This window comes from Sphingomonas jejuensis (assembly GCF_011927695.1).
Lineage (GTDB): Bacteria > Pseudomonadota > Alphaproteobacteria > Sphingomonadales > Sphingomonadaceae > Sphingomonas_K > Sphingomonas_K jejuensis.
The window spans coordinates 680,617-703,810 of record NZ_JAATJE010000001.1; the positions used below are offsets into that span (position 1 = coordinate 680,617).

Annotated in this window: 19 protein-coding genes and 1 tRNA gene; 11 read left to right on the forward strand and 9 right to left on the reverse strand. The window is 70.7% G+C overall.

What is annotated here, in order from left to right:
• The first annotated feature begins 1 nt into the window (after nt 1).
• The 6 genes from GGR88_RS03465 (at nt 2) to GGR88_RS03490 (ending at nt 10,205) form a co-directional block, all read left to right on the forward strand.
• A complete protein-coding gene (locus tag GGR88_RS03465; protein WP_167953052.1) occupies nt 2–2,416 on the forward strand; it encodes a hybrid sensor histidine kinase/response regulator in 2,415 nt (804 codons plus the stop codon).
• A 40-nt stretch (nt 2,417–2,456) separates the two neighbouring features.
• Nucleotides 2,457–2,813 (forward strand): response regulator, encoded by a 357-nt coding sequence (locus tag GGR88_RS03470; protein ID WP_167953054.1) that lies wholly within the window; start codon nt 2,457–2,459, stop codon nt 2,811–2,813.
• Between the two features lie 102 nt (nt 2,814–2,915).
• On the forward strand, nt 2,916–3,998 hold the full coding sequence (recA, locus tag GGR88_RS03475) for a recombinase RecA (protein WP_167953056.1): 1,083 nt from the start codon (nt 2,916–2,918) through the stop codon (nt 3,996–3,998).
• Between the two features lie 92 nt (nt 3,999–4,090).
• Nucleotides 4,091–4,720 (forward strand): glutathione S-transferase family protein, encoded by a 630-nt coding sequence (locus GGR88_RS03480; protein WP_167953058.1) that lies wholly within the window; start codon nt 4,091–4,093, stop codon nt 4,718–4,720.
• Nucleotides 4,721–4,912: 192 nt separating this feature from the next.
• A complete protein-coding gene (locus GGR88_RS03485) occupies nt 4,913–8,056 on the forward strand; it encodes a helicase-related protein (RefSeq protein ID WP_167953061.1) in 3,144 nt (1,047 codons plus the stop codon).
• A gap of 43 nt (nt 8,057–8,099) precedes the next feature.
• Entirely contained in the window at nt 8,100–10,205 is a 2,106-nt protein-coding gene (locus tag GGR88_RS03490) for a hypothetical protein (RefSeq protein WP_167953063.1), read from the forward strand.
• A 24-nt stretch (nt 10,206–10,229) separates the two neighbouring features.
• Here the strand turns inward: GGR88_RS03490 and GGR88_RS03495 are convergent, their stop codons facing one another.
• The 7 genes from GGR88_RS03495 to GGR88_RS03525 form a co-directional block, all read right to left on the reverse strand.
• A complete protein-coding gene (locus GGR88_RS03495) occupies nt 10,230–11,042 on the reverse strand; it encodes a hypothetical protein (protein WP_167953065.1) in 813 nt (270 codons plus the stop codon).
• 106 nt (nt 11,043–11,148) lie between these two features.
• Nucleotides 11,149–11,224: transfer RNA gene (locus GGR88_RS03500), tRNA-Lys, on the reverse strand.
• Nucleotides 11,225–11,280: 56 nt separating this feature from the next.
• Complete coding sequence (gene rodA / locus GGR88_RS03505) at nt 11,281–12,393, reverse strand: rod shape-determining protein RodA (RefSeq protein ID WP_209023186.1); 1,113 nt, start codon at nt 12,391–12,393, stop codon at nt 11,281–11,283.
• Complete coding sequence (gene mrdA, locus GGR88_RS03510) at nt 12,390–14,330, reverse strand: penicillin-binding protein 2 (protein WP_167953067.1); 1,941 nt, start codon at nt 14,328–14,330, stop codon at nt 12,390–12,392. The genes rodA and mrdA overlap by 4 nt, the downstream gene beginning before the upstream one ends.
• Entirely contained in the window at nt 14,327–14,842 is a 516-nt protein-coding gene (mreD, locus tag GGR88_RS03515; RefSeq protein ID WP_245196428.1) for a rod shape-determining protein MreD, read from the reverse strand. The genes mrdA and mreD overlap by 4 nt, the downstream gene beginning before the upstream one ends.
• Nucleotides 14,842–15,714: a rod shape-determining protein MreC gene (locus GGR88_RS03520; RefSeq protein ID WP_167953069.1), complete on the reverse strand. Its 873-nt coding sequence runs from the start codon at nt 15,712–15,714 to the stop codon at nt 14,842–14,844. Before GGR88_RS03520 ends, mreD begins: the two co-directional genes overlap by 1 nt.
• Before the next feature lie 59 nt (nt 15,715–15,773).
• The gene (locus GGR88_RS03525) at nt 15,774–16,814 is read right to left on the reverse strand and encodes a rod shape-determining protein (RefSeq protein ID WP_167953071.1); all 1,041 of its coding nucleotides are present in this window, start codon (nt 16,812–16,814) and stop codon (nt 15,774–15,776) included.
• A 92-nt stretch (nt 16,815–16,906) separates the two neighbouring features.
• Here GGR88_RS03525 and mutL point away from each other — a divergent pair, with 92 nt between their 5' ends.
• On the forward strand, nt 16,907–18,667 hold the full coding sequence (gene mutL, locus GGR88_RS03530) for a DNA mismatch repair endonuclease MutL (RefSeq protein ID WP_167953073.1): 1,761 nt from the start codon (nt 16,907–16,909) through the stop codon (nt 18,665–18,667).
• 76 nt (nt 18,668–18,743) lie between these two features.
• Nucleotides 18,744–19,148, forward strand: coding sequence for a BLUF domain-containing protein (locus tag GGR88_RS03535; RefSeq protein WP_167953075.1), 405 nt, complete (start codon nt 18,744–18,746; stop codon nt 19,146–19,148).
• 24 nt (nt 19,149–19,172) lie between these two features.
• Here GGR88_RS03535 and GGR88_RS03540 read toward each other — a convergent pair whose 3' ends face one another.
• Both GGR88_RS03540 and miaA read right to left on the reverse strand, forming a co-directional pair.
• Nucleotides 19,173–19,823: a YceI family protein gene (locus GGR88_RS03540; RefSeq protein WP_245196429.1), complete on the reverse strand. Its 651-nt coding sequence runs from the start codon at nt 19,821–19,823 to the stop codon at nt 19,173–19,175.
• A 32-nt stretch (nt 19,824–19,855) separates the two neighbouring features.
• Entirely contained in the window at nt 19,856–20,833 is a 978-nt protein-coding gene (gene miaA, locus GGR88_RS03545; protein ID WP_167953077.1) for a tRNA (adenosine(37)-N6)-dimethylallyltransferase MiaA, read from the reverse strand.
• On the opposite strand from miaA, the gene serB reads away from it, so the two are divergent.
• The 3 genes from serB (at nt 20,832) to GGR88_RS03560 (ending at nt 23,194) form a co-directional block, all read left to right on the forward strand.
• On the forward strand, nt 20,832–21,719 hold the full coding sequence (gene serB, locus GGR88_RS03550; RefSeq protein WP_167953079.1) for a phosphoserine phosphatase SerB: 888 nt from the start codon (nt 20,832–20,834) through the stop codon (nt 21,717–21,719). The two genes, miaA and serB, sit on opposite strands and share 2 nt — an antisense overlap.
• A gap of 66 nt (nt 21,720–21,785) precedes the next feature.
• On the forward strand, nt 21,786–22,502 hold the full coding sequence (locus GGR88_RS03555) for a ParA family protein (RefSeq protein ID WP_167953081.1): 717 nt from the start codon (nt 21,786–21,788) through the stop codon (nt 22,500–22,502).
• Nucleotides 22,499–23,194: a hypothetical protein gene (locus GGR88_RS03560; protein WP_167953082.1), complete on the forward strand. Its 696-nt coding sequence runs from the start codon at nt 22,499–22,501 to the stop codon at nt 23,192–23,194. The genes GGR88_RS03555 and GGR88_RS03560 overlap by 4 nt, the downstream gene beginning before the upstream one ends.

Below are 23,194 nucleotides of genomic sequence, written 5' to 3' on the forward strand. Positions count from 1 at the left end.
CATGAGCAGCCGGCCGTTGATCCAGGACCTGCTGGCCGACGCTCCGCCCGAAAGACCACTGGCCGGCGCGCTGGGCGGCGTCGCCCTGCTGATCGCGGGCGCGCTGCTGATCGGCGGGCTGTTGTGGGCGGCGGGCGGCGCGGCGGTCGCGATCGCCTTTGCCGGCGGACTGGTGCTGGTCGCGGGCGCGGTGCTGTTCCTGGGGCGGCGGACCGGCGAGACGGCGCTGGCCGAGGCGCAGCCGGCGACCGACTGGGCGCTGGTTTCCGCTGCGATCGGCGAGCAGGAGGGCACGGCCGTGATCGTGACCGATCCGTCCGGCGTCGTGCGCAGCGCCAATGCGATCTATGAGCGATGGTTCCCCGATCGACCGAGCCCCGGCCAGCTGCCGGAAGACAAGGCCGGAACCGCGATGATGCAGGCCGCGGTGCGCGACGCGCGGCGGGACGGGCACGGCCGGGTCGAGCGGCTGGAGCGGCGCGGCCTGGCCTTCACCCTGACGGTGGACACGGCCGGGAGGCATGCCGACCACCTGGTGTGGCGCGTGCGGCTGGCGGAAGGATCGAACCTGGCGGTGGACGCCGCGCGGCTGCTGACCGGTCCGGCGGGCGAGCGGCTGGGCGAGGCCGGCGTGATGGGCCTGCTGCTGACCGGAGCCGGGCGGATCGAGGCGGCCAACCGTGTATTCGCGATGCGGGCCGGCGGGCGCGGCGACGCGATCATCGCCGGGCGCGATCTGGGCGCGTTCATGGCGCTGGAGCCCGACGGGCGTGTCCGCTTCGTGCGGGAGGAGACGGTCGGCGGCGCGCTGCGCTTGGTGCAGGTGCCGCTGGACCCGTCCGACGGCAATGCGCCGACGCTGGTGTTCATCCTGGACGACGAGGGGGGCGCGGCCAACGGCGCGCAGGACGAGGGGCATGTCGAGACGCTGCTGGCGATGTTGCCCTTCGCGCTGGCGCTGGCCGACCGCGACGGCCGATTCCTGTTCCTGAACGGTGCCTTTTCGCGTGCCGCCGGCCTGCCGGAGGGCGCGACGCCGGTCTACCCGGGCGACCTGGTGGTGCGCGAGGACAAGGGCGCGGTTGCCGATGCTGTGCGCCGCTTCGCGACCGGACAGGCGCTGTCCGGAGACATCTCCGTGCGGTTGCGCAGCCGGCCGGACGAGCAGGTGGCACTGTCGATCGCGGGCGCGCGCGGGCTGGGCGACGCCGCCGTGCTGCTGTCCCTCAAGGACAACACGGAGGAATCGAAGCTGAAGCGGCAGGTGGCGCAGGCCACCAAGATGCAGGCGGTGGGCCAGCTTGCCGGCGGCATCGCGCACGACTTCAACAACATCCTGACCGCGATCATCGGCCACTGCGACCTGATGCTGATGCGCCACACGCCCGGCGACAGCGATTATGACGACATCCAGCAGGTCCGCGCCAATTCCAACCGCGCGGCGAGCCTGACCCGCCAGCTGCTCGCCTTCTCCCGCCAGCAGACGCTGCGCCCGCAGACGTTGCAGCTGCCCGACGTGATCTCCGAGGTGTTCAACCTCCTGAAGCGCCTTTTGGGCGAGACCATCGGCCTCAACGTGACGCACGGGCGCGCGCTGGGCGCGGTGCGCGCCGACCCCGGCCAGCTGGAACAGGTGATCGTCAACCTGGTGGTGAACGCGCGCGACGCGATCCAGGCCAAGGGCGAGGCCGGCACGGTGACGCTGCAGACCTTTTCGCTGTCCGCCGCCGAGGTGAAGCGGATGAACAGCGACATCCTGCCGGTCGGCGATTACACCGCGATGAGCGTGACGGACACGGGCACCGGCATCCCGCCCGACATCCTGTCCAAGATCTTCGAGCCGTTCTTCACCACCAAGGAAGTGGGCAAGGGCACGGGCCTGGGCCTGTCCACCGTCTACGGCATCGTGAAGCAGTCGGGCGGCTTCATCTTCGCCGAGTCCGAAGTGGGCGAGGGCACGCGGTTCGTGATCTATCTGCCCGTCCACAAGGCGGAGACCGCATCGGCGCCGGCGCCGCTGAAGGAAAAGGGGCGCGCCGCGGAGCTGTGGGGGTCGGGCACCATCCTGCTGGTGGAGGACGAGGACATGGTGCGCGCGGTGGCGGAGCGCGCGCTCAGCCGGCACGGATACAAGGTGCTGACCGCCGCGCACGGCGAGGAAGCGCTTGAGATCCTGGAGGACGGCGCGGAGATCGACCTGTTGGTCACCGACGTGATGATGCCGACCATGGATGGCCCGACGCTGGTCCGGCACGCCCGCGAGCGGATGCCGCACCTGCCGATCCTGTTCATGTCCGGCTATGCCGAGGAGCAGTTGCGCAAGTCGATCACCATCGAGCGGGTGTCGTTCCTGCCCAAACCCTTTTCGGTCCAGCAGCTGGCTGAAGCAGCGCGGGACACTTTGGCGGCGACTTAATCCTTTACAGGCCGCCCTCATTTTCTATTGCTCGCACGAAATGAACAACTCACCGTCCATCCTCATCGTCGAGGACGAGCCCCTGATCAGCATGATGCTGGAGGACTTCCTTGATTCGCTCGGCTACCGCGTGGCGGGAACCGCCGACGGCGTCGGCAGCGCGCTGGACCTCGTGTCCCGCGGCGAGTTCGACGCGGCCATCCTCGACGTGAACCTGCGCGGCGGGGAGCCGTCGTGGCCGGTCGCCGATGCGCTTGCCGACAAGGATCTGCCCTTCGTGCTTGCGACCGGCGGCACCGGATCGGACCGGCCGTCGCGCCACGGCACCGTGCCCGTGCTCGCCAAGCCGTTCACCATGGACGGCGTGAAGGCCGCGGTTGAGGGCCTGCTCGCCTGACGGCGGCACCATGTTCTCTACTTGTTCCGCCGGAACAGATGATGTACGGTCGCTTCCTGTTTGAACGGGGTTTCGCCCCGGTCTAGGAGGAGGGACGCGAGCATGGCGGCAACACTCAAGGTGATCGGGGGCGACGTGGCAGCTTCAACGGCGGCAGCATCGGACAGGCAGAAGGCGCTGGACGCGGCCCTGGCGCAGATCGACCGGGCGTTCGGCAAGGGCTCCGCGATGAAGCTGGGCAGCAGGGAGAAGATCGAGATCGACACGATCTCGACCGGCTCGCTGGGCCTCGACATCGCGCTCGGCATCGGCGGCCTGCCACGCGGGCGGATCGTGGAAGTGTACGGGCCGGAAAGCTCGGGCAAGACCACGCTTGCGCTCCACGCCATTGCCGAGGCGCAGAAGGCCGGCGGCACCGCCGCCTTCGTGGATGCCGAGCATGCGCTCGACCCGGTCTATGCCAAGAAGCTGGGCGTCAACATCGACGAGCTGATCGTGTCGCAGCCCGACACGGGCGAGCAGGCGCTGGAGATCACCGACACGCTGATCCGATCCAACGCGATCGACGTGCTGGTGGTCGATTCGGTCGCGGCGCTGGTGCCGCGCGCCGAGATCGAGGGCGAGATGGGCGACAGCCATGTCGGCCTGCAGGCGCGGCTGATGAGCCAGGCGCTGCGCAAGATCACCGGGTCGATCAACCGCAGCCGCACGCTGGTGATCTTCATCAACCAGATCCGCATGAAGATCGGCGTGATGTACGGCAGCCCGGAGACGACCACGGGCGGCAACGCGCTGAAGTTCTACGCGTCCATCCGCCTCGACATCCGTCGCACCGGCGCGATCAAGGATCGCGACGAGGTGACCGGCAACGCGACCCGCGTGAAGGTGGTCAAGAACAAGCTGGCGCCGCCGTTCAAGCAGGTCGAGTTCGACATCATGTACGGCGAGGGCGTGTCCAAGGTCGGCGAGATCCTGGACCTGGGCGTGAAGGCCGGCATCGTCGAGAAGTCGGGCGCGTGGTTCTCCTACGACAGCGTCCGCATCGGCCAGGGCCGGGAGAATTCCAAGGTCTACCTCCGCGAGAACCCCGACGTGATGGCGCGGATCGAGAATGCGATCCGCGGCCGGACCGACCAGGTCGCCGAGGAGCTGATGGCGGGTCCGAGCGAGGATGACGACGTCTGATCGATCGCAGCCGGGGCCGGATCGCGTGCGATCCGGCCCCGGCTGCCAACCGGTGACGGCTGCGGCCGACCACCCCCAAGCGGAGCGCCCCGATGAGCCTGATCGTCCACCATCTGAACGACAGCCGCTCGCAGCGCATCCTGTGGATGCTCGAGGAACTCGAGCTCCCTTATGAGATCCGGCGCTATGCGCGCACCGCCTCCATGCTGGCGCCCGAGGCGCTGCGGCAGGTGCATCCGCTCGGCAAGTCGCCGGTGCTGGAGGACGACGGCCGCACGATCATCGAATCGGGTGCGATCGTCGACTATCTGGTCGAAAAGACCGGCCGGCTCGGTCCGCCGCCGCATCGTGACGCCGCGCTTCGTTACCGCCAGTTCCTCCATTATGCGGAAGGCTCGTTGATGCCGCCGCTGTTCCTGTCGCTGGTGGTCAAGAAGATGGGGCTGCTCGGCCGTCCCGTCCGGCCGACGGTGACGCGGATGATCGACACGCATCTCGACTGGCTGGAAACCGAGATCGCCGGGCGCGAATGGTTTGCCGGCGACCGGCTGTCGGGTGCGGATGTGATGATGAGCTTCCCGCTGGAGGCGGCGCAATCGCGCGCCGGGCTCAACGACCGCAATCATCCCAACCTGGCCGCGTGGCTGGCACGTATCCATGCGCGGCCGGCCTATGCCCGGGCGCTGGAAAAAGGCGGCCCCTACCGCTTCGCGCGGGACTGACCGCTCCCATGCGCGGCCTGCCTATGCCCGGGCGCTGGGAAAGGGCGGCCCCTGCCGCTTCGCGCGGGGCTGACCGCGCCGATCCGGCTCCGCCCGGACGGCGGAGCCATTGCTTTGGATCAATCGGCAGGAACAGCCGCCCCCCGCCACTGTTCTAGCTCCACCGGCCGACAAGCGGCCTTTGGAGCCGCGATGCTGAAGAAGACGACCGATGCCGCCCTGCGCGCGGCCGATGCGACGGTGCCGGTGGCGGTCGCCGCCGCCCAGCTGGTGGACAGTTCAACCAGCCGCATCCTTCTGGCGGCCGACGAGCAGCGGGCAGGCGCCATCGCCGCCATCGCCGCCGCCATGGCGCCGAATGCGGTCGTGATCCATCTTGCCGCCAGCGACGCGCTGCCGGGCGACTCAGCGCCGCCATCCCCCGCCAATGTCGGCCAGCGCGTCGCGGCGATGCGCAGGTTGCGGATGGCTGCGACGGACAAGGGCGCGGCGACCGTGCTGCTCGTCACCTCCGCCGAGGCAGGCGCGCTGCGCGTGCCAGCGCCCGAGGCGTTCGACCGGGCGCCGCCCTGCATCCGCACCGGCGACACGATCGATCTGGAGGCGTTCGCGGACACGGCGATCGAGCTCGGCTATATCGTCGACGATCGCATCGACGAGCCGGGCGAGGTGGCGGTGCGCGGGGCGGTGGTCGACATCTTCCCCGCCGATCGCGATGCGCCGGTCCGCATCGAAGCGGCGGACGGCGTGGTGGCATCGATCCGCCACTATGATCCGGTGACGCAGCTGGGCACCGACGAGGTGGCCGAGGTGGCGATCGGCCGCGCGACGGAGCCGCCCCTGGGCGACGGCGTGTCGCTCCTGGACCATGTACCCGGCGCGGGGCTGCTGATCGACGGCGATGCCGAGGCGCGACGCGACCGCTTCCTTGCGCTGGCCGGCGACGGCGGGCGCCGACGCCGCGCCGCGCGCGAGCTGGTCGACCGCGCGGCGTGGGAGAAAGCAAAGGCGGGACGCGACGCCGTGGCGATCGAGGGTGAGGCCGGCGACCCGCCGCCGCGCTTCGTCGAGCACCGCGATCCGCTGCGCGCCTTCAAGCGCTTCGCCAAGGCGGCGCTGGATGACGGCGCGCTGCTGATCGTGGGGTCGGCGCGCGACATCCGGTTCCTGGCGCCGCGGCTGGGGCTCGACCTCCAGCCGGTCGCGTCGTTCGGCGACGCGCTGACGGCCAAGCAGGGCCGCGCCATGACGCTCGTGGCTCCGGTGGAGCGCGGGTTCGTGGTCGGTGGCCTGACGGTGGTGGCGGCCAGCGACCTGCTGGGAAGCCGCGCTCTCGTCACCGAGGCGCAGACATCGGTCGTCGATGCCGCGTTTGGCCGCGCGGGCGAGCTCCACCCCGGCGACGTGGTGGTGCACGAGGAGTTCGGCATCGGCGTGGTGCAGGGCCTGGAACCCGCACCCGGTGGCGAGGGCGACTGCATCATGCTCGAATATGCGCGTGATGCACGGCGGCTGGTGCCGGTTGCGGACGCCGGCCGCATCTGGCGTTATGGCGCGGACCGGGATGCGGTCACGCTCGACGCGCTGGACGGGGGAAGCTGGCAGAAGCGCCGGGTCGAGATCGATGCCGCGATCGCCGAAAGCGCACGCGCGCTGTCCGAGCTGGCGGCCGAGCGCGACACGCGCCGGACCGACCCCATCGTGCCCGACACCGCTGATTACGAGAAGTTCAGCGCGGGCTTCCCCTTTGCCGAGACGCCCGACCAGGCCCGCGCGATCGCCGCGGTGAGGAGCGACATGGCGAGCGGCCGGCCGATGGACCGGCTGGTCGTCGGCGACGTCGGCTATGGCAAGACGGAGGTCGCGATGCGCGCGGCCGCACTGGCGGCACTGGCGGGGCGCCAGGTGGCGGTGGTCGCGCCGACCACCGTGCTCGTCCGGCAGCATCTGGATGCCTTTGCCGCCCGCTTCCGGGAGAGCGGCATCGCGGTTGCCGGCCTGTCGCGCCTGTCGACCCCTGCCGAACGCAAGCGGGTGAAGGCGGGGCTGGCCGATGGATCGATCCGCGTCGTGGTCGGCACCGGCGCGATCGGCGGCAAGGGCGTGACCTTTGCGGACCTGGCGCTTGTCGTGATCGACGAGGAGCAGCGTTTCGGCGCGAAGGACAAGGCCACCCTGCGGGCGCTGGGTGCCGGCCATGTCCTGACGCTGAGCGCGACGCCCATTCCACGCACGCTGCAGTCGGCGCTGATCGGCCTTCAGTCCATTTCCGTCATCGCGACGCCGCCGGCGCGGCGGCAGCCGATCCGCACAACCGTCGCCGCCTTCGACGACGAGCAGGTGAGAAAGGCGCTGCTGCGCGAACATGCGCGCGGCGGCCAGAGCTTCGTCGTGGTGCCACGGATCGAGGACATCGATCCGCTGGCGACCAAGCTGGCGCGGCTGGTGCCCGACCTGTCGGTGGTCGTGGCTCACGGCAAGATGCCGGTCGACGCGCTGGACAGCGCGATGGTCGATTTCGCGGCGGGCGACGGCGACATTCTGCTGGCGACCAACATCATCGAGGCCGGGCTGGACGTGCCGCGCGCCAACACGATGATCGTCCACCGTGCCGACCGCTTCGGCCTGTCGCAGCTGCACCAGCTGCGCGGGCGGGTCGGCCGCGGCGGCCGGCGCGGGCAGATCATGCTGCTGACGGAAGGCGACGCGACCATCGGTGAGGCGACGCTGAAGCGGCTGCGCACGCTGCAGGCGTTCGACCGGCTGGGCGCCGGCTTTGCGATCAGCGCCCGCGACCTGGACCTGCGCGGAGCGGGCGATCTGATCGGCGATGCGCAGGCCGGGCACATGAAGCTGATCGGCGTCGACCTCTACCAGCATCTGCTGGGCCATGCGCTGCGGGTCGCGCGGGGGGAGGCGGAGGACCGCTGGTGGCCGACGCTGAACCTTCAGGCGGCGGGGCGCCTGCCGGAAAGCTGGGTGCCCGAGCCCGACCTGCGGCTGTCGCTCTACGGACGCCTGTCGCGCCTGGAGGAGCCGAGCGACGTGGACGCGTTCGAGGCGGAGCTGGAGGATCGCTTCGGCCCGATCCCGCCCGAGGCGGCACGTCTGCTCCGCACCGCGCGCATCGCCGCGCTGGCCGAGATCGCCGGGGTTCGGCAGGTCGATGCGGGACCCGGTGCCATCGCGGTGACGCCGGTGGACCGGCGGGCCGAGCCCCCCGCGCCGTTCGCGGAAGAAAAGGGCCGCTGGCTGGTGCGTGAGCGGATCGAGGATCCGGACGCGCGGGCGGAGCGGGTGATGGAACTGCTGGAGGCGCTGGCCGCCGGCGATTGAGCCGGATGCTTGCGCGGGAAAGCGCGTGGTCTAGAGCAAGATCATGACGTTAACCTTCCGGCCGGCCCTGATCCTCGCACTTCTGGCCGCGGCCGCCCTGCCGATCCCGGCAACGGCGCAGTCCGCCTTCTTCGACCTTGCCGGGCCGGACATGGAGGCGAGCGTCACGCGCGGGGATGACACGCTTCGGCTGGCGCAGGTGCCCGCGCTTCAGGAAGGCGACCGCATCCGCGTGAAGCCGCTGCTGCCGCCCGACCAGTCGGAACGGTATCTGCTGGTGGTCGCGTTCCTGCGCGGCGTGACGAACCCGCCGCCCGAGAGCTGGTTTCACCGCGCGCGTACCTGGCGGCGCGGCGAGGATGCCATCGAGGTGGAGGTGCCCGAAGGCGCGCAACAGGCGATCGTCTTTCTGGCGCCGAACACGGGCGGCGGGTTCGACGCGATCCGCGACGCCGTGCGCGGACGGCCGGGCATCTTCGTGCGGGCGGCACGCGACCTTGGGCAAGCGTCGATCGACCGCACCCGGCTGGATGCGTTCGTCGCCGGCGTGCAGCGGGTGGGCGAGACCGCACCCGACCGGATCCAGGCGGCGTCCACCACGCTGGCCCGCAGCCTTGCCGTGCAGCTGGATGCGGAGTGCCTGCGGCGCCAGCCGCGAAGCCAGGCAGCCTGCCTGACGCAGAGCCGCGATTCCATCGTGCTTTACAACTCGCGGGGGACGTCGCTCGCCGAAACGCTGACCGGGGCGCCCGCGGACCTCGCCTATCGCGTCAGCACGACTCCAGCCGGCGGCGCGGGCGCGTACAGCCCTTATATCAGCGTCGTGCGCGACATCGGCCGGCTGCTGGGGGCGTTCCAGTCCGCCGACTACCAGTATATCCCGGCGCTGGCGGTGCCTAGCGCCACCGGATCGGGATTGTTGCTGAACACCGCGCCGTCGTTCGAGGCGCCGCAATCCGTGCTGGTGGCGGCGTTGCCGCCGGTCGGCACCGCGAGCCTTGCCGCGCCGCGGCTGGCATCGCCGCCGGGCGCGCTGTGCGCCGCCGACCCCCGGCTGATGATCCCGGTCGAGGATGCGCCGCTCCTGTTCTCGACGCCCTTGGCGCGCCAGCTGCGGCTGCGGGTGGCCGGAACGGAGGTGCCGCTGGTGGCGGACGCGCTGCGCGGCGGGCTGGTGCCGGCACCGGGCGCGCAGGTGCCGGCGGTGGAGGGCCAGGTCGAGGCCGAGTTGCGCGGCGCGTGGGGGTTCGAGCCGATGGCGCCGGTGCCGGTCATGCTGGCCGGCGGCGACGGCGGCGCATGGCGCCTGACCGCGCAACGCCGGCCGGAGCGGGGTGGCGATGTGTCGGCCGAGATGCAGGGCGGCAACCTGGCCTGCGTGGCGGCAGTGGCGGTGCAATCCGCTGATGGGACGGAGCGGGCGGTTCCGTTCACGATGTCCGGAGAGCGGCTGACCGCGACCGTGCCCGGGAGCGCGGTGGCCGGAGCATCCGCCATCCTGATCCGCCAGCACGGGCGTGCCGCGCCTGCATCGGTGCCGTTTGGCGGCGCGGTGCGCGACCGGCCGCAGATCGCGCTGCTCGCCAAGACGGTGACCGTGCCGGCCCGACCGGTGGGCATCAGGCTGATCGGCGATGACGCGGTGCCGGCGGGCGGGCGGCTGACCTTTTCCGCGACCGTGCCGGAGGGCGCGAGCCTGCAGCCGGACGACAGCCTCGAGCTTCGCAGCGCCAGCGGGGGCGCGGCGCGGCTGTCGGCGGGCGAGGGCTATCGCCTCCAGGACCGCCGGGTCGCCGTCGCATCTGTAGAGCCCAGCGCGGTGCTGGGCGCGTCGGCGTTCGGGCTGCTCGAGTTCAGGCTGGTGCGGGGCGACGCGACGAGCGCGTGGCAGCCGCTCGGCACGCTGGTGCGCCTGCCGGTGATCAGCGCGGCGACCTGCGCGCGTGGAGGGCCGTGCCGCATCAGCGGATCGGACCTGTTCCTGATCGACGCGGTGGCGACCGACCCCGGCTTCATCCACGCCGTGCCGGTGCCATCCGGCTTCACGCAGCCGAGCATCGCCATTCCGGTCGAGACGGTGCCGGAGCGGCTGCACCTGCGGCTGCGCGACCTTCCGGACGGCGCGGCGGTGATCGACCTGCCGTCCTGAGAGCGGCCGGCAAACGCGCGGACGTCAGCGCGGCTGGAGGTCGTAGTCAATCCGGATGCGGACCCATTCGCCGACCTTGAGTTCGCCGCCGACCTGCGGCGGGCGGACGCGAAACTGCCACGCCGCGGCGAGCACCGCGCGCGCGATGTTCGACCCGCGCGGCGATTCGTCGAGCGCGACGCAATCCTCCACGCGGAACTGCGCCACCGTCCGGCAGGCGATCAGCCCCCAGCCGGGGCCGCTGGCGGTGGACAGGTAGCCGCGCAGCTCATCGGGATAGGGGCGCCGGTACCAGGCCGCGGCATAGAGCGGCTCGCCACCGGGCGCCGTGCCCACCCGTTCACTGTCGCCCGACAGGTTCGCGCCGGCGCCGGTATCCACCGGGCCAAAGACGGGACGGCTGCGGCCGGGTGAGGACGCAGTTGGCGGGCGTTGACGCGGCGCGATGTTCGCCGCCGCCATCTGGTCGCGGGTCATCGGGATCCAGGACGGGATCGCGGGCGGCGCGGTGACGGCCGGTTCAGGCTGGGCCGGGGGCTCCACCGGCTCGGCAGGATCGGCCTGCGGCGGTGGACGATCGCTCTGCGGCTCGGCGGCGGCTTCGGGCTCGGCCGCAGCCTCGGGCTCCTGCGCGGCCGGGGGTGTGTCGGGGCTGATGCCGAAGACGGCGATCTTCTTCGGCTCTTCCTGCGGTGTCCACGGCGCCATGGTGAACAGCAGCAGGACGATCCCGGCCTCGAGCGCGACCGCGAGCAGGAAGCCGGCGGATCGCTCACCAAAGCGGTCGCGCAGGCGCCGGAGGCGCGTCGGCTCGGACAGGGCAGTCGGCTCGAGCAACGGACCTCGATTTCGGCGGGCGGGTGGCGACACCGTCCTGCCGCGCGTTTGCGTCCAAATCATGGAGGACCGCAGGGGCCGGGCGCAAGCGACGATGGGAGGGGAGTGGTGGACGCACTAGGGCTCGAACCTAGGACCCGCTGATTAAGAGTCAGCTGCTCTACCAACTGAGCTATGCGTCCACTGAGGGGGCGCATTTGGGGGAGGGGCAGCGCCACGTCAAGCAGGTTTTCGCGCCCTAGCGCGCGGAACCCATGCCCCTGGCCGAGCGGTCCAGGCTCATCAGGATGCCGATGCAGATCATCACGGTCATCATCGCCGATCCGCCGAAGCTGACCAGCGGCAGCGGGATGCCGACGACGGGGGCGAGACCCATGACCATCATCAGGTTGATGGCGACGTAGAAGAAGATCGTGCTGGCGAGCCCGGCAGCGGTGAGGCGCGAAAAGCGGTTGGGCGCGCGCGCGGACACCCGCATGCCCCAGCGGATGAGGAGCAGGAAGCCGCCGATCAGCAGCACGCCGCCGACGAGGCCCCATTCCTCCGCCATGGTGGCGAATACGAAATCGGTGTGCCCTTCGGGAAGATAGTCGAGGTGGCTCTGAGTGCCGTTCAAGAAGCCCTTGCCGAACAGGCCGCCGGAGCCGATCGCGATCTTCGACTGGCTGATGTGGTAGCCGGTGCCCAGCGGATCGGCCTCCGGATCGAGGAAGATCAGCACGCGGTTGCGCTGATAGTCGTGGAGCATGCTGAACGCGATCGGGAGCGCGGCGGCGAGCGCGAGGGCGCCGCCGACGAACAGCCGCATCGGCAGCCCCGCCAGGAACATCACCACGCCGCCGCCCGCGCAGATCATCAACGCGGTGCCGAGATCGGGCTGCAGCATCACGAGCGCGGCGGGCATCCCGATGAGCAGCGCGGCCGGCCACACGGCCGTGATCGTGCGGATCTGGCCGATCGGAAGCCGCGCGTAGAAGGCGGCGAGCGCCAAGACGATGCCCGGCTTCATGAACTCGGACGGTTGCAGGCGGATGAAGCCCAGATCGATCCAGCGCTGGCTGCCGCCGCGCACCGCGCCGGCGAGCTCGACGGCAAACAGCAGCACCAGGGTGATGGCGTAGCCGGGCAGTGCGATGGCGCTCCAGAACTCTTCGCGCAGCCGGGACAGCGCGATGGCGAGGCCGGTGAAGACGGCGAAGCGGAGCCCCTGGGTGAAGGCCCAGGGCGAGATGCTGCCGCCGGCGGCCGAGTAGAGCACGGTAAGGCCGAAGCCGCCGATGGCGAGCACCAGAAGGATGATCCGCCATGGAAAGGCGCCCGCGATCCGCGCGGGGACGATCGACAGCCTCATGCCGGCCGGCGGCCGGTGTCGGCATCCGCCTCGGCCGGGGGTGGTTCCGCCTTTGCGGCCTTCCAGGCGACCGCCTGGGCCGCCATGCGGGTTTCGATGTCGCCGCCCCATTCCGCCTCGAAGCGGGAGAGCGTTTCCATCGCCTGTGGTGGATCGAACAGATAGGTGAGGACGTCGCGGGCGACGGGTGCGGCCGCGCCCGACCCAGACATGCCATGTTCAATGACGACGGACGCGGCGTAGCGCGGATTGTCGACGGGCGCGAAGCCAATGAAGAGACCGTGATCCCGATACTTCCACGGCACGTTCAGCCCGCCGCGCGCGCCGCCGGCGATGCGGCGGACCTGCGCGGTGCCGGTCTTTCCGCCCATGCGGATGCCGTCGAGCTGGAGCCGGCTGCGCACCGCGGTGCCGGCACCGTTCACGACCTCGTCCATGCCCGAGCGGATCAGCCCGATGCGTTCGGTCGGCACGTCGAGCGGGGGCGCCACGATCGGCGCGTTCGCCAGGATGCGGGGCACGAGCGCGCGGCCGGATGCGATGCGCGCCGCCTGCACGGCGAGCTGCAGCGGACTGGTGAGGATATAGCCCTGACCGATGGAGGCATTGAGCGTGTCCGACTGCGTCCAGGCCTGATCGAAGCGGCGCTGCTTCCACGCCGGATCCGGCACGGTGCCGTAGCGCTGGGACGGGAAGGGCAGCGGATATTCCGCACCCAAGCCCAGTTCGCGCGCGGCCGCCGCCACGCCGTCCATCCCGACTTCCCGCCCCATCGTGTAGAAGTAGGTGTTGCAGCTTTTCGCGATCGCGCGGTGCAGATTGACGGGTCCGTGCCGTCCCAGGCAGCGGAAGAAGCGGTTGCCGAGCTGATAGCCGCCGGGGCAATTGACCGTGCGTTCGGGATCAACGCCGGCACGCAGGGCGGCGAGGGCGGTTGCCGGCTTGAAGGTGGAGCCCGGCGGGTAGAGCCCCTGCACCGTCTTGTTGGTGAGCGGGATGCGCTCGTCGGACGAGAGCATGTCCCATTCGTCGTGACTGATCCCGTCGGAGAAGCTGTTGGGATCGTAGGACGGCATCGACACCATCGCCAGGATGTCGCCCGACAGGGTGTCGATGACCACGACCGACCCGGACGTGTTGCCGAGGCGGCGCGCGGCATAAAGCTGCAGCCCGGCGTCGATCGTGAGCTTCAGCTGCTGCCCGGCGACATCGGGCCGGTCGGTGAGTTCGCGCACGGGCCGGCCGCGCGCGGTGACCTCCACGCGCTTCGCGCCGGGTCTTCCGCGCAGCCGATCCTCCAGGACCTTCTCGATCCCATCCTTGCCGATCTTGAAGCCGGGCGTGATGTAGAGCGGGTCGCGGGTTTCCTCATACTGTTTGGCAGAGGCCGGGCCGACATAGCCGATCAGGTGGCCGACCGCCGCGCCGTCCGGATAATGACGGGACCATCCGCGCACGGGCGCGACACCGGGCAGATCGGCCTGACGGACGCTGACGGCGGCGAAGCGATCCCAATCGAGGTTGGTTGCGACCTGCACCGGCTGATAGCCGCGCGCGTCCTCCAGATCCTGAAGGATGCGCGCGACGTCCTCGTCGGTGAGGCCGATGAGGCGGCGGAGCGCCGCGATCGTGGCGTCCCTGTCGCGGAGCCGTTCCGGAATGAGGTCGATGCGGAAATCGGCGCGATTGGTGGCGATCGGCTGTCCGTAGCGGTCGACGATCCACCCGCGCCGGGGCGGCACCAGCGTCATGTTGACGCGGTTGCTTTCGGCCAGGAGCGAATAGCGTTCGTTCTCGGCGACCGACAGCCAGCCCATCCGGCCGACGAGAAGCGCACCGAGCCCGAGCTGGGCGCCGCCGAGCACGAAGGATCGCCGCGCGAAACTGAACGCCTGCGTCGCTTCCGTCACCACGCGCGGCGGCCGCGTGCGCTTCATCCCAGGAGCCGCCAGCGATCAAGAACCGCGCACAGCCGCTGGGCCAGCGGGAACAGCAGGATGGATGCGGCAAGTTGCGGCATGATCCCGATTATAGTGCCGCCGCCGCCCGTTGCGAGAGCGAGCCCGAAGGCGGCCATAAGCGCGAAGGCGAGCGCGACCGCGGCGATCATCCAGTCCTGCAGATGGCTGCGCCACACGATCCAGCGATCGGCGGCATCGATGGCGATCAGGATCGGCGTCCAGATGAGCGGCGCGGTCCCGATCGGCTGACCGGTCGCAAGGTCGTCCCAGAGGCCGAGCGGCAAGGCCATCCAGGCGGGCCACAATTCGGGCCGGAGCAAACGCCAGCCGAGCAGCATCAGGAGGCCGACGGGCGGCATCAGCGGCCACACCGCCACCACGGGGAAGGTCGCAACGAACGATCCGGCCATCGTCGACAGGATCGGCACCAGCCGGGCGCGCTGCCGCATGCGCCGCGGCGTCATGGTCATGGAGACGATGCGGCTCATCAGTCGGCCGGCGGCGGTGGGGGCGGGGGCAGCGGCTGCAGGTAGAGCGGGTAGACGAGCGCGAAGTCGATGGCCGACGGATCGGCGCGCGGGCGGACAAGCGCGCCGTCCGGGGTGAGGCGCGACACGGTGCCGATCGGAATGCCGGGGGCATAGACGCCGCCGACCCCTGATGTGACGATGACGTCCCCCTGACGAAACGGGTTGGCGCCCGAGACGAGCGGGCGCACGTCGATAGCGCCGTCGCCGGTGCCGGTGGCGATGCCGGCGAGCCCGTCGGTCGCGCGGCGCACGGGAACGACGTTGCCGCCGTCGGTCAGCAGCTGGACGCGGGCGCTCCATTGCCCGACGGCCTCGACGCGGCCGACCAGCCCCGGCGCCGCGAGCACCGGCTGCCCCGGCCTGACGCCGCTGCTCGCCCCCGCATCGATCGTCGCGAACCGGCGTCCGCCGACCGGGGTCGAGCCGACGATCCGGGCCGCTGCCACCGGATCGGGCCGGGCGGCGGAGATGCCGAGAAGGGCGCGCAGTTCCCGGTTCTGCCGTTCGGTCGCGGCCGCCGCAATCAGGCGGGTGCGGCTGTCGGCAAGCTCCCGCGTGAGCAGGCGGTTCTTGGACCCGGCCTCGACATAGGCGGCGATGCCGTCCACGGCGTCCTGAAGCGCACGCCCCACGCCGCGGCCGCCGCCCTGCAGCGGTGCGGTGACATCGGTCGCGGCCGTCGCAATCGCGTTGTAGCCGCGTGGATCCAGCACCGATGCCACCAGCAGCAGCGCGGCCACGAGCATGCCCGTGACCGCGGCGACATAGCCGAAGAACAACCCATATTGCGCACGGCGCGAATGGCCGGGGCGGGAGCGGGGCGGGGGCATCGTGCCCTCTCCTCAGGCGACCCCACCGCGCTCCGAAGGCCGGCGGGGTCGAAGCGTGATCATGCCGTCAGCAGGACGCCGCGGAACATCGGATCCTCGAGCGCGCGGCCGGTGCCGAGCGCCACGCAGGTGAGCGGGTCTTCCGCGATGGTGACCGGCAGACCGGTTTCATCCCGCAGCACCTCATCCAGCCCCTGGAGCAGCGCGCCGCCGCCGGTAATGACGATGCCCTGGTCGACGATGTCGGCCGCCAGTTCGGGCGCGGTATTCTCCAGCGCGATGCGGACGCCCTCGATGATGGTGCCAACCGGTTCGGACAGCGCCTCGGCGATCTGGCCCTGGTTGATCTCGATCTCCTTGGGCACGCCGTTCACCAGGTCGCGACCCTTGACGTGGATCGTGCGGCCGATGCCGTCTTCCGGCGGCTTGGCGATGCCGATCTCCTTCTTGATCCGCTCGGCCGTGCCTTCGCCGATCAGGAGATTGTGGTTGCGGCGGATGTAGGAGACGATCGCCTCGTCCATCTTGTCGCCGCCGACGCGGACGGAGGTGGTGTAGGCGAGGCCGCGCAGCGACAGCACCGCGACCTCCGTCGTGCCGCCGCCGATATCGACGACCATCGATCCGATCGGCTCCGTCACCGGCATGTCGGCGCCGATCGCGGCGGCCATCGGCTCCTCGATCAGCCAGACCTGGCTGGCGCCGGCGTTCGACGCGGCGTCACGGATCGCGCGCCGCTCCACCGTGGTCGAGCCCGATGGCACGCAGATCACGATCTCCGGCCAGCGCGGGAAGCGGCGCTGCCCATGCACCTTGTGGATGAAGTGCTTGATCATCTGTTCGGCGACATCGATGTCGGCGATCACGCCGTCGCGAAGCGGCCGGATGGCCTCGATTGATCCGGGCGTCTTGCCCATCATCAGCTTGGCGTCGTCGCCGACGGCCTTGACCTTCTTGACCCCGTTGATCGTCTCGATCGCGACGACGGACGGTTCGTTGAGCACGACGCCCTTGCCGCGAAGGTAGACGACCGTGTTGGCCGTGCCGAGATCGATCGCCATGTCGTGCGACATGAATTTGAAGAAGCGCGTGAATGCCATTGGTGGTCCCGCTCAGTCGGCGCGGCAGAAGAAGCGCGGCCGGGCCCGCCACCGGCTCGCGAGATGGCGTCGATTGGGCTAGAGGCTGCGCCATGTCAATACGGCGCCTCCCCAGTCACCTGGTCAACCGCATCGCGGCCGGAGAGGTGGTCGAACGGCCGGCCAGCGCCGTGAAGGAGCTGGTCGAAAACGCGTTGGACGCAGGTGCGACACGGATCGTCGTGCGGATCGCCGCCGGAGGGCGCGACGGCATCGAGGTGGTGGACGACGGCTGCGGCCTGTCGGCGGATGAAATGCCGATCGCACTGGAGCGGCATGCCACATCGAAGCTTCCCGACGACGCCATCGAAGCTGTCGAAACGCTCGGTTTTCGCGGCGAGGCGTTGCCGTCCATCGCGAGCGTGGCGCGGCTGACCATCGCCAGCCGGACCGGCGGCGACCATGGCTGGTCGTTGCAGGTGGACAATGGCGCCGCCGGCGCCGTTCACCCGGCCGCGATGCCGCCCGGCACGTCGGTGCGCGTGGAGGATCTGTTCGGCCTTGTGCCGGCGCGTCGCAAGTTCCTGCGATCGCCTCGATCCGAATATGCAGCATGTCTGGATGTCGTGCGCCGCCTGGCAATGGCGCGCGCGGACGTCGGCTTTACGCTTATTCATGACGGCCGGACGAGCCTGACCGTGCCGCCGGGCGACGACCGACCCACGCGCGTCGCCGCGCTGACCGATCCGCAGCTGCGCCCCAACAGCGTGGTGGTGGAAGCCGAGCGCGACGGCATCCGGCTTGGCGGGATCGCCGGGCTGCCGACCTTCAACCGCGGCATCGCCGACCACCAGTATCTGTTCGTGAATGGCCGGCCGGTGAAGGACCGGTTGCTGGCCGGTGCGGTGCGCGGCGCCTATGCCGACCTGATCCCGCGGGACCGCCATGCCGTGGTCGCGCTGTTCATCGACATTCCGAGCGGCGAGGTGGACGTGAACGTGCACCCCGCCAAGACGGAGGTGCGGTTCCGCGACCCAGCCATCGTCCGCGGGCTGATCGTGGGTGGGCTGAAGCGCGCGCTGGAGGCGGAGGCGCGCCGGACCGCGCAGCCGGCGGCGGCGTCAACCGTGGCGCTGTGGCAGCGCGAGCCGGGCTTCATGGCCGCACCGTTGTCTGCGGCGGCATCGGAGTTTCAGCCGGCGGTGTGGGATGTGCGGCAGGAGTTCGCCCCGGCGCCGGCGGCACGCGCGGAGCCGGCCGCGCTGCCGCCGCCGGAGGGCGACGCCGCCGCCCGGCACCCGCTGGGCGTGGCGCGTGGGCAGGTGGCGGCGACATATATCGTCGCGGAAACCGAGGACGGCCTGATCCTGGTCGACCAGCATGCCGCGCACGAGCGACTGGTGCTGGAGCGGATGCGCGCGGCGCGGATCGGCGGGACGGTCGCCGCCCAGACGCTGTTGTTGCCGGAGGTGGTCGATCTGGACGAGCCGGCGTGCGACCGGCTGGAGCAACGGGCGGACGAGCTTGGCAGGCTGGGGCTGGCGGTGGAGCGGTTCGGGGCGACCGCGATGCTGGTGCGTGCGGTGCCGGCGCTGCTCGGATTTCCCGACGTCGCCGGATTGCTGCAGGACCTGGCCGACGAGCTTGGCGCCTACGACCATGCGACCGCGCTCAGCGACCGGCTGGATCATGTCGCGGCGACGATGGCGTGCCATGGATCGGTGCGGGCCGGCCGGGTGCTGTCAGTCGCGGAGATGAACGCCCTGTTGCGCGAGATGGAGGTGACGCCGAACAGCGGCCAGTGCAACCATGGGCGACCGACATGGATCAAGCTGGCGAATGCAGACATCGAGAAGATGTTCGGGCGTCGCTGACCTGCATGACGATCATGTTGACGGGGCGTTAAGCTTCATCCGCCAAGACACCACCCGCCACGTGCGGAGACCGTTCATGCTTCAATACTGCTATATCAGCTCCGCACGACCCGGTCAGCCGGTCGATGTCGACGAGATCCTGGCGACGTCGCGTCGCAACAACCAGCAGGCCGGCCTGTCGGGGCTGTTGATCTTCGACGGGCGCCGCTTCCTCCAGGTGCTGGAGGGCGAGGGTGCGGCGGTGCGGAGCACGGTGGAGCGGATCCAGGCAGACCCGCGGCACCGCGCGATCGTGAAGCTGAGCGAGCGCCGGATCGAGGCGCGAGAGTTCGGCGACTGGGCGATGGCCTGCAACCGCGTCGCCGATGCGGGCGACAGCCGCAATCTCGCAAGCACGGTCGACGCGCTGACCGAAGGCGTTGCCGACGCCAATACGCGCGCACTGTTCCGCAGCTTCGCCCGGATCGATCGCGCCGCCTGATCCCGGACGGCGCGACCCGGGAGGTCAGTTGCGCTCGAACGCGGCGGTGATGCGGAGCTCCACATCGTCGGACACGCCGGGCACGGCATAGTTGATGCCGAACTCGCTGCGCTTGACGACAGCGGTCGCCTCGAAACCGACCGTTGCCTTCTGATTCATGGGATTGGCGCCCGCACCCGACAGCCGCGCGTCGAGCACGACCGGGCGCGTCTGGCCACGCAGCGTGAGGTTGCCCGCGATCCGCGCGCGCTGCCCCTGAACCTGCACGGAGGTCGAGCGGAACGTTGCCGTCGGGTGGGTCGCGGCATCAAAGAAGTCGGCGGTCTGCAGATGCTGGTTCAGCTGCGGGCTGGTCGTCTGCACCTGCGCGATCGGGATGGTGATCGACACCTGCGCACGGCCCGGCTGGGCCGGATCAAGCGTCAGCGTGCCGGACGATCCCTGGCCAAAAAGACCCCAGTAGCTGTTGAACCCGAAATGCTCGACGCGGAAGAGCACCTGCGTGTGCGCGCCATCGAGCGTGTAGCTGCCGGCGCGGATGGAGGACGTGTCGACGGGGCGCGGCGGCTGCGGCGCCGGGCGGCCGGCGGCCGGCGGCGGGGGCGGCTGAAGCGCGAGCGCGGCCGCGGGCAGCGCAACGGCGGAGGCAAGGGCGGCAAGGTGCTTCATGTGCATGGCGTGCTCCCGAGACGAGGTTCGGTTCCCGCCTAGGCAAGACCGGCGTCATCGTCGAGCGTCGAATTGGCGCCCGCCGGCCAACCCATCGTTTCCGCCTGCGCGATCATCTGGTCGACGTCCGTGTCGGTCGCCGGACCGCCCAGCCGTGGCCACGTGGCCGGCGGCTGATGGGCGAACCAGGTATACTGGCGCTTGGCATATTGGCGGGTGGCGCGCTGCCCGGCGGCAAGCGCATCAGCGCGTGCGAGGCGCCCGCCGATATAGCCGGCGATCTCGCGAACGCCGATCGCGCGCATCGCGGGAAGGTCCGGGGACAGGTCGCGCGCGACCAGGGCCGCGACCTCCGCCTGGCCCCCGTCGAGCATGGCCGCGAAGCGTGCGTCGCAGCGGGCGGCCAGCCAGTCGCGCGGCGGCAGCAGAATGCGGGGCACCAGCCGAATGCGATCGGCGATGCCGCCGGAGCGATCGGCCTGCCAGGCCGCGAGCGGACGGCCGGTGGAGCGGATCACCTCTAGCGCGCGCGCGACACGGGTGGTGTCGGCGGGGGCGAGCCGGGCTGCGGCGGGCGCATCCTCCTCCTGCAGGCAGGCATGCGCCTGCGCGACGGGAAGGGCGCGGACCGCCTGGCGAATGGCAGGATCGATGTCCGGCACCGGTGCGATCCCGTCGAGCAGGGTGCGAAGGTAAAGCCCCGTGCCGCCGACCAGGATCGGAAGCCGGCCGGCGGCGTGGGCGCGGCCGATTTCCGCCTTGGCATCGGCGGCCCAGGCGGCGGCCGAACAGGCATCGCCCGCATCGACATGGCCGAACAGTTGGTGTTCGGCCGCCGCCTCGTCCTCCACCGTTGGACGCGCGGTGACGACGCGTAGATCACGATAGACCTGCGCCGAGTCGGCGTTGATGATGACGCCGCCGGTCTTCTGCGCGAGACGGAGCGCGAGCGCCGACTTGCCGCTGGCGGTTGCGCCCGCAATAAGCGCGACCGGCGGCAGGGAAGGGGACGGCATGCACATCGCGACGCTGATAGCAGCCGAACGCCTGTCGGCGGGAGAGCTGTCGGAAGCGCTCGATCGGCTGGCGGCGGCAGGCATCCCGGTCGGGCCGGTCGACAGCTTCGATCCGGACCGCGCGTGCGACATCCAGCTGCCCGGCGGCCCGGCGGGCGTCCGAACCGCGCTGGACGGAGCGATCGCGGGGATCGACGTGGTGGTGCAGCTGGCAGACGGCCGCGCGAAGCGGCTGCTGGTGGCCGACATGGATTCGACCATGATCACGGTCGAATGCATCGACGAGCTGGCGGACTATGCCGGGCTGAAGGCCGAGGTCGCCGCCGTGACTGAGCGGGCGATGCGCGGGGAGCTGGATTTTGCCGAGGCGCTGAAGGCCAGGGTCGCGCTGCTCGCCGACATGCCGGTGGAGACGCTGGACCGTTGCCGGCGCGAGCGGGTGCGGCTGATGCCGGGCGCACGGACGCTGGTCGGGACGATGCGCGCCGCGGGCGGGCGGGCGGTGCTTGTGTCGGGCGGCTTCACGGCCTTTGCCGATCCGGTGGCGGCCGAGATCGGGTTCGACCGGGCGGTCGCGAACCGCCTGCAGGTGGCGGACGGGCGGCTGACCGGCGAAGTCGACCAGCCGATCGTGGATGCGGCGACCAAGACGTCAGTCCTGCAGCAGGAAGCGGCAGCGATGGCCCTCGCGCGCGAGCAGGTGATGGCGGTCGGCGACGGGGCGAACGACGTCCCGATGCTGCAGGCGGCGGGCCTGGGCATCGCCTATCATGCCAAGCCCGTGGCCGAAGCGGGTGCTGCGGCGGCGATCCGCTATGGCGACTTGACGGCATTGCTTCACGCGCAGGGCATTCGCCGCGACCGGTGGATCGACGTCACCCATTAACCCGATCTTAGGTCCAACCGTGCGACCCCCCTGCTCAACGCTTTTCGCGACGCAAGGGATTAAAGCATGCGGGTTCTGGCCTTGGCTTCGCAGAAGGGGGGATCGGGCAAGACGACGCTGTCCGGCCATCTGGCCGTACAGGCGCAACTGGCGGGGGCCGGTCCGGTCGTCCTGATCGACATCGACCCGCAGGGGTCGCTTGCCGACTGGTGGAACGAGCGCGAGCCGGAGTTCCCGGCCTTTGCGCAGACAACGGTGGCCCGGCTGGCCGCCGACCTCGAGTCGCTGCGCCAGCAGGGCTTCCGCCTCGCCATCATCGACACGCCGCCCGCCATCACCATGGCGATCCAGAGCGTGATCCAGGTGGCCGAGCTGATCGTCATTCCCACCCGCCCGAGCCCGCACGACCTGCGCGCCGTCGGTGCCACCGTCGACCTGTGCGAGCGCGCGGGCAAGCCGCTGATCTTCGTGGTCAACGCGGCGACGCCCAAGGCCAAGATCACGTCGGAAGCGGCGGTCGCGCTGTCGCAGCACGGCACGGTCGCGCCCGTTACCCTTCATCACCGCACCGATTACGCGGCGTCGATGATCGACGGCCGCACGGTCATGGAAGTCGATCCCAAGGGCAAGTCGGCCGCCGAGGTTGTCGACCTGTGGGGCTATATCGCCGATCGCCTCGAGAAGAATTTCCGCCGCACCGTGTTCAGCGCTCCGGGTGTCCACCCGGCCGCCTACCACCGTCCGGCCGCAGGCGGCTTCGGCCGCCGGGTGGTGGGCCAGTGACAGGGCTCAGCAAGGCGATCGAACCGCGGCCTTTCGCGTCGCTGTCGTCCGGGCTCCTGGCCAGGAAGGGCCAGGCGAAGCCGGCGATGCGTCCGCAGGGTTTCGGCGGGTTCGGCAACATGACCATGGGTCATGAGGATCTGGGCTGGAACGACATGGGCTACGACACGCCCGCGCCGTCGCAAGCACCGGTGGAGCAGCCGAGCGAGCAGCGGATGGTGCCCGCCGAGCGCTTCAATGGCGCCGTGCCGCCGCCACCGCCCGTGCTGGAACAGCGCCAGTCGCTGGCCGAGCAGTTCGACGAGGACGGCGAGAGCGAGGCGGAGGAGCCGACCACGGGATCGTTGCTGTCGGTCAAGCCGCGCGCGCGTGCTGCAGCCGTGGAAGCCGCGGCGTCCACGCCCGAGCCTGCCGCCGTCGACCCCGTCGATGTCCGGCCGGCGATCGTCGAGGCGGAGCAGCCCGCGGGTCCAGCGGTGACGGCGGAGGTCGCGCCTGCGGCTGCCACTGGTCGCAAGGCGGCGTTCACGCTGCGGCTGGACCAGCAGCGCCACCTGAAACTGCGCCTGGCCTGCGCGGTGGACAATCGGTCCGCCCAGCAGATCGTGACGGCGGCGCTCGACGCCTATCTGAACGCGATCGACGCGCTTGACGATCTTGCCGGGCGCGTTCCGGGTCGATCCACCAGCTGA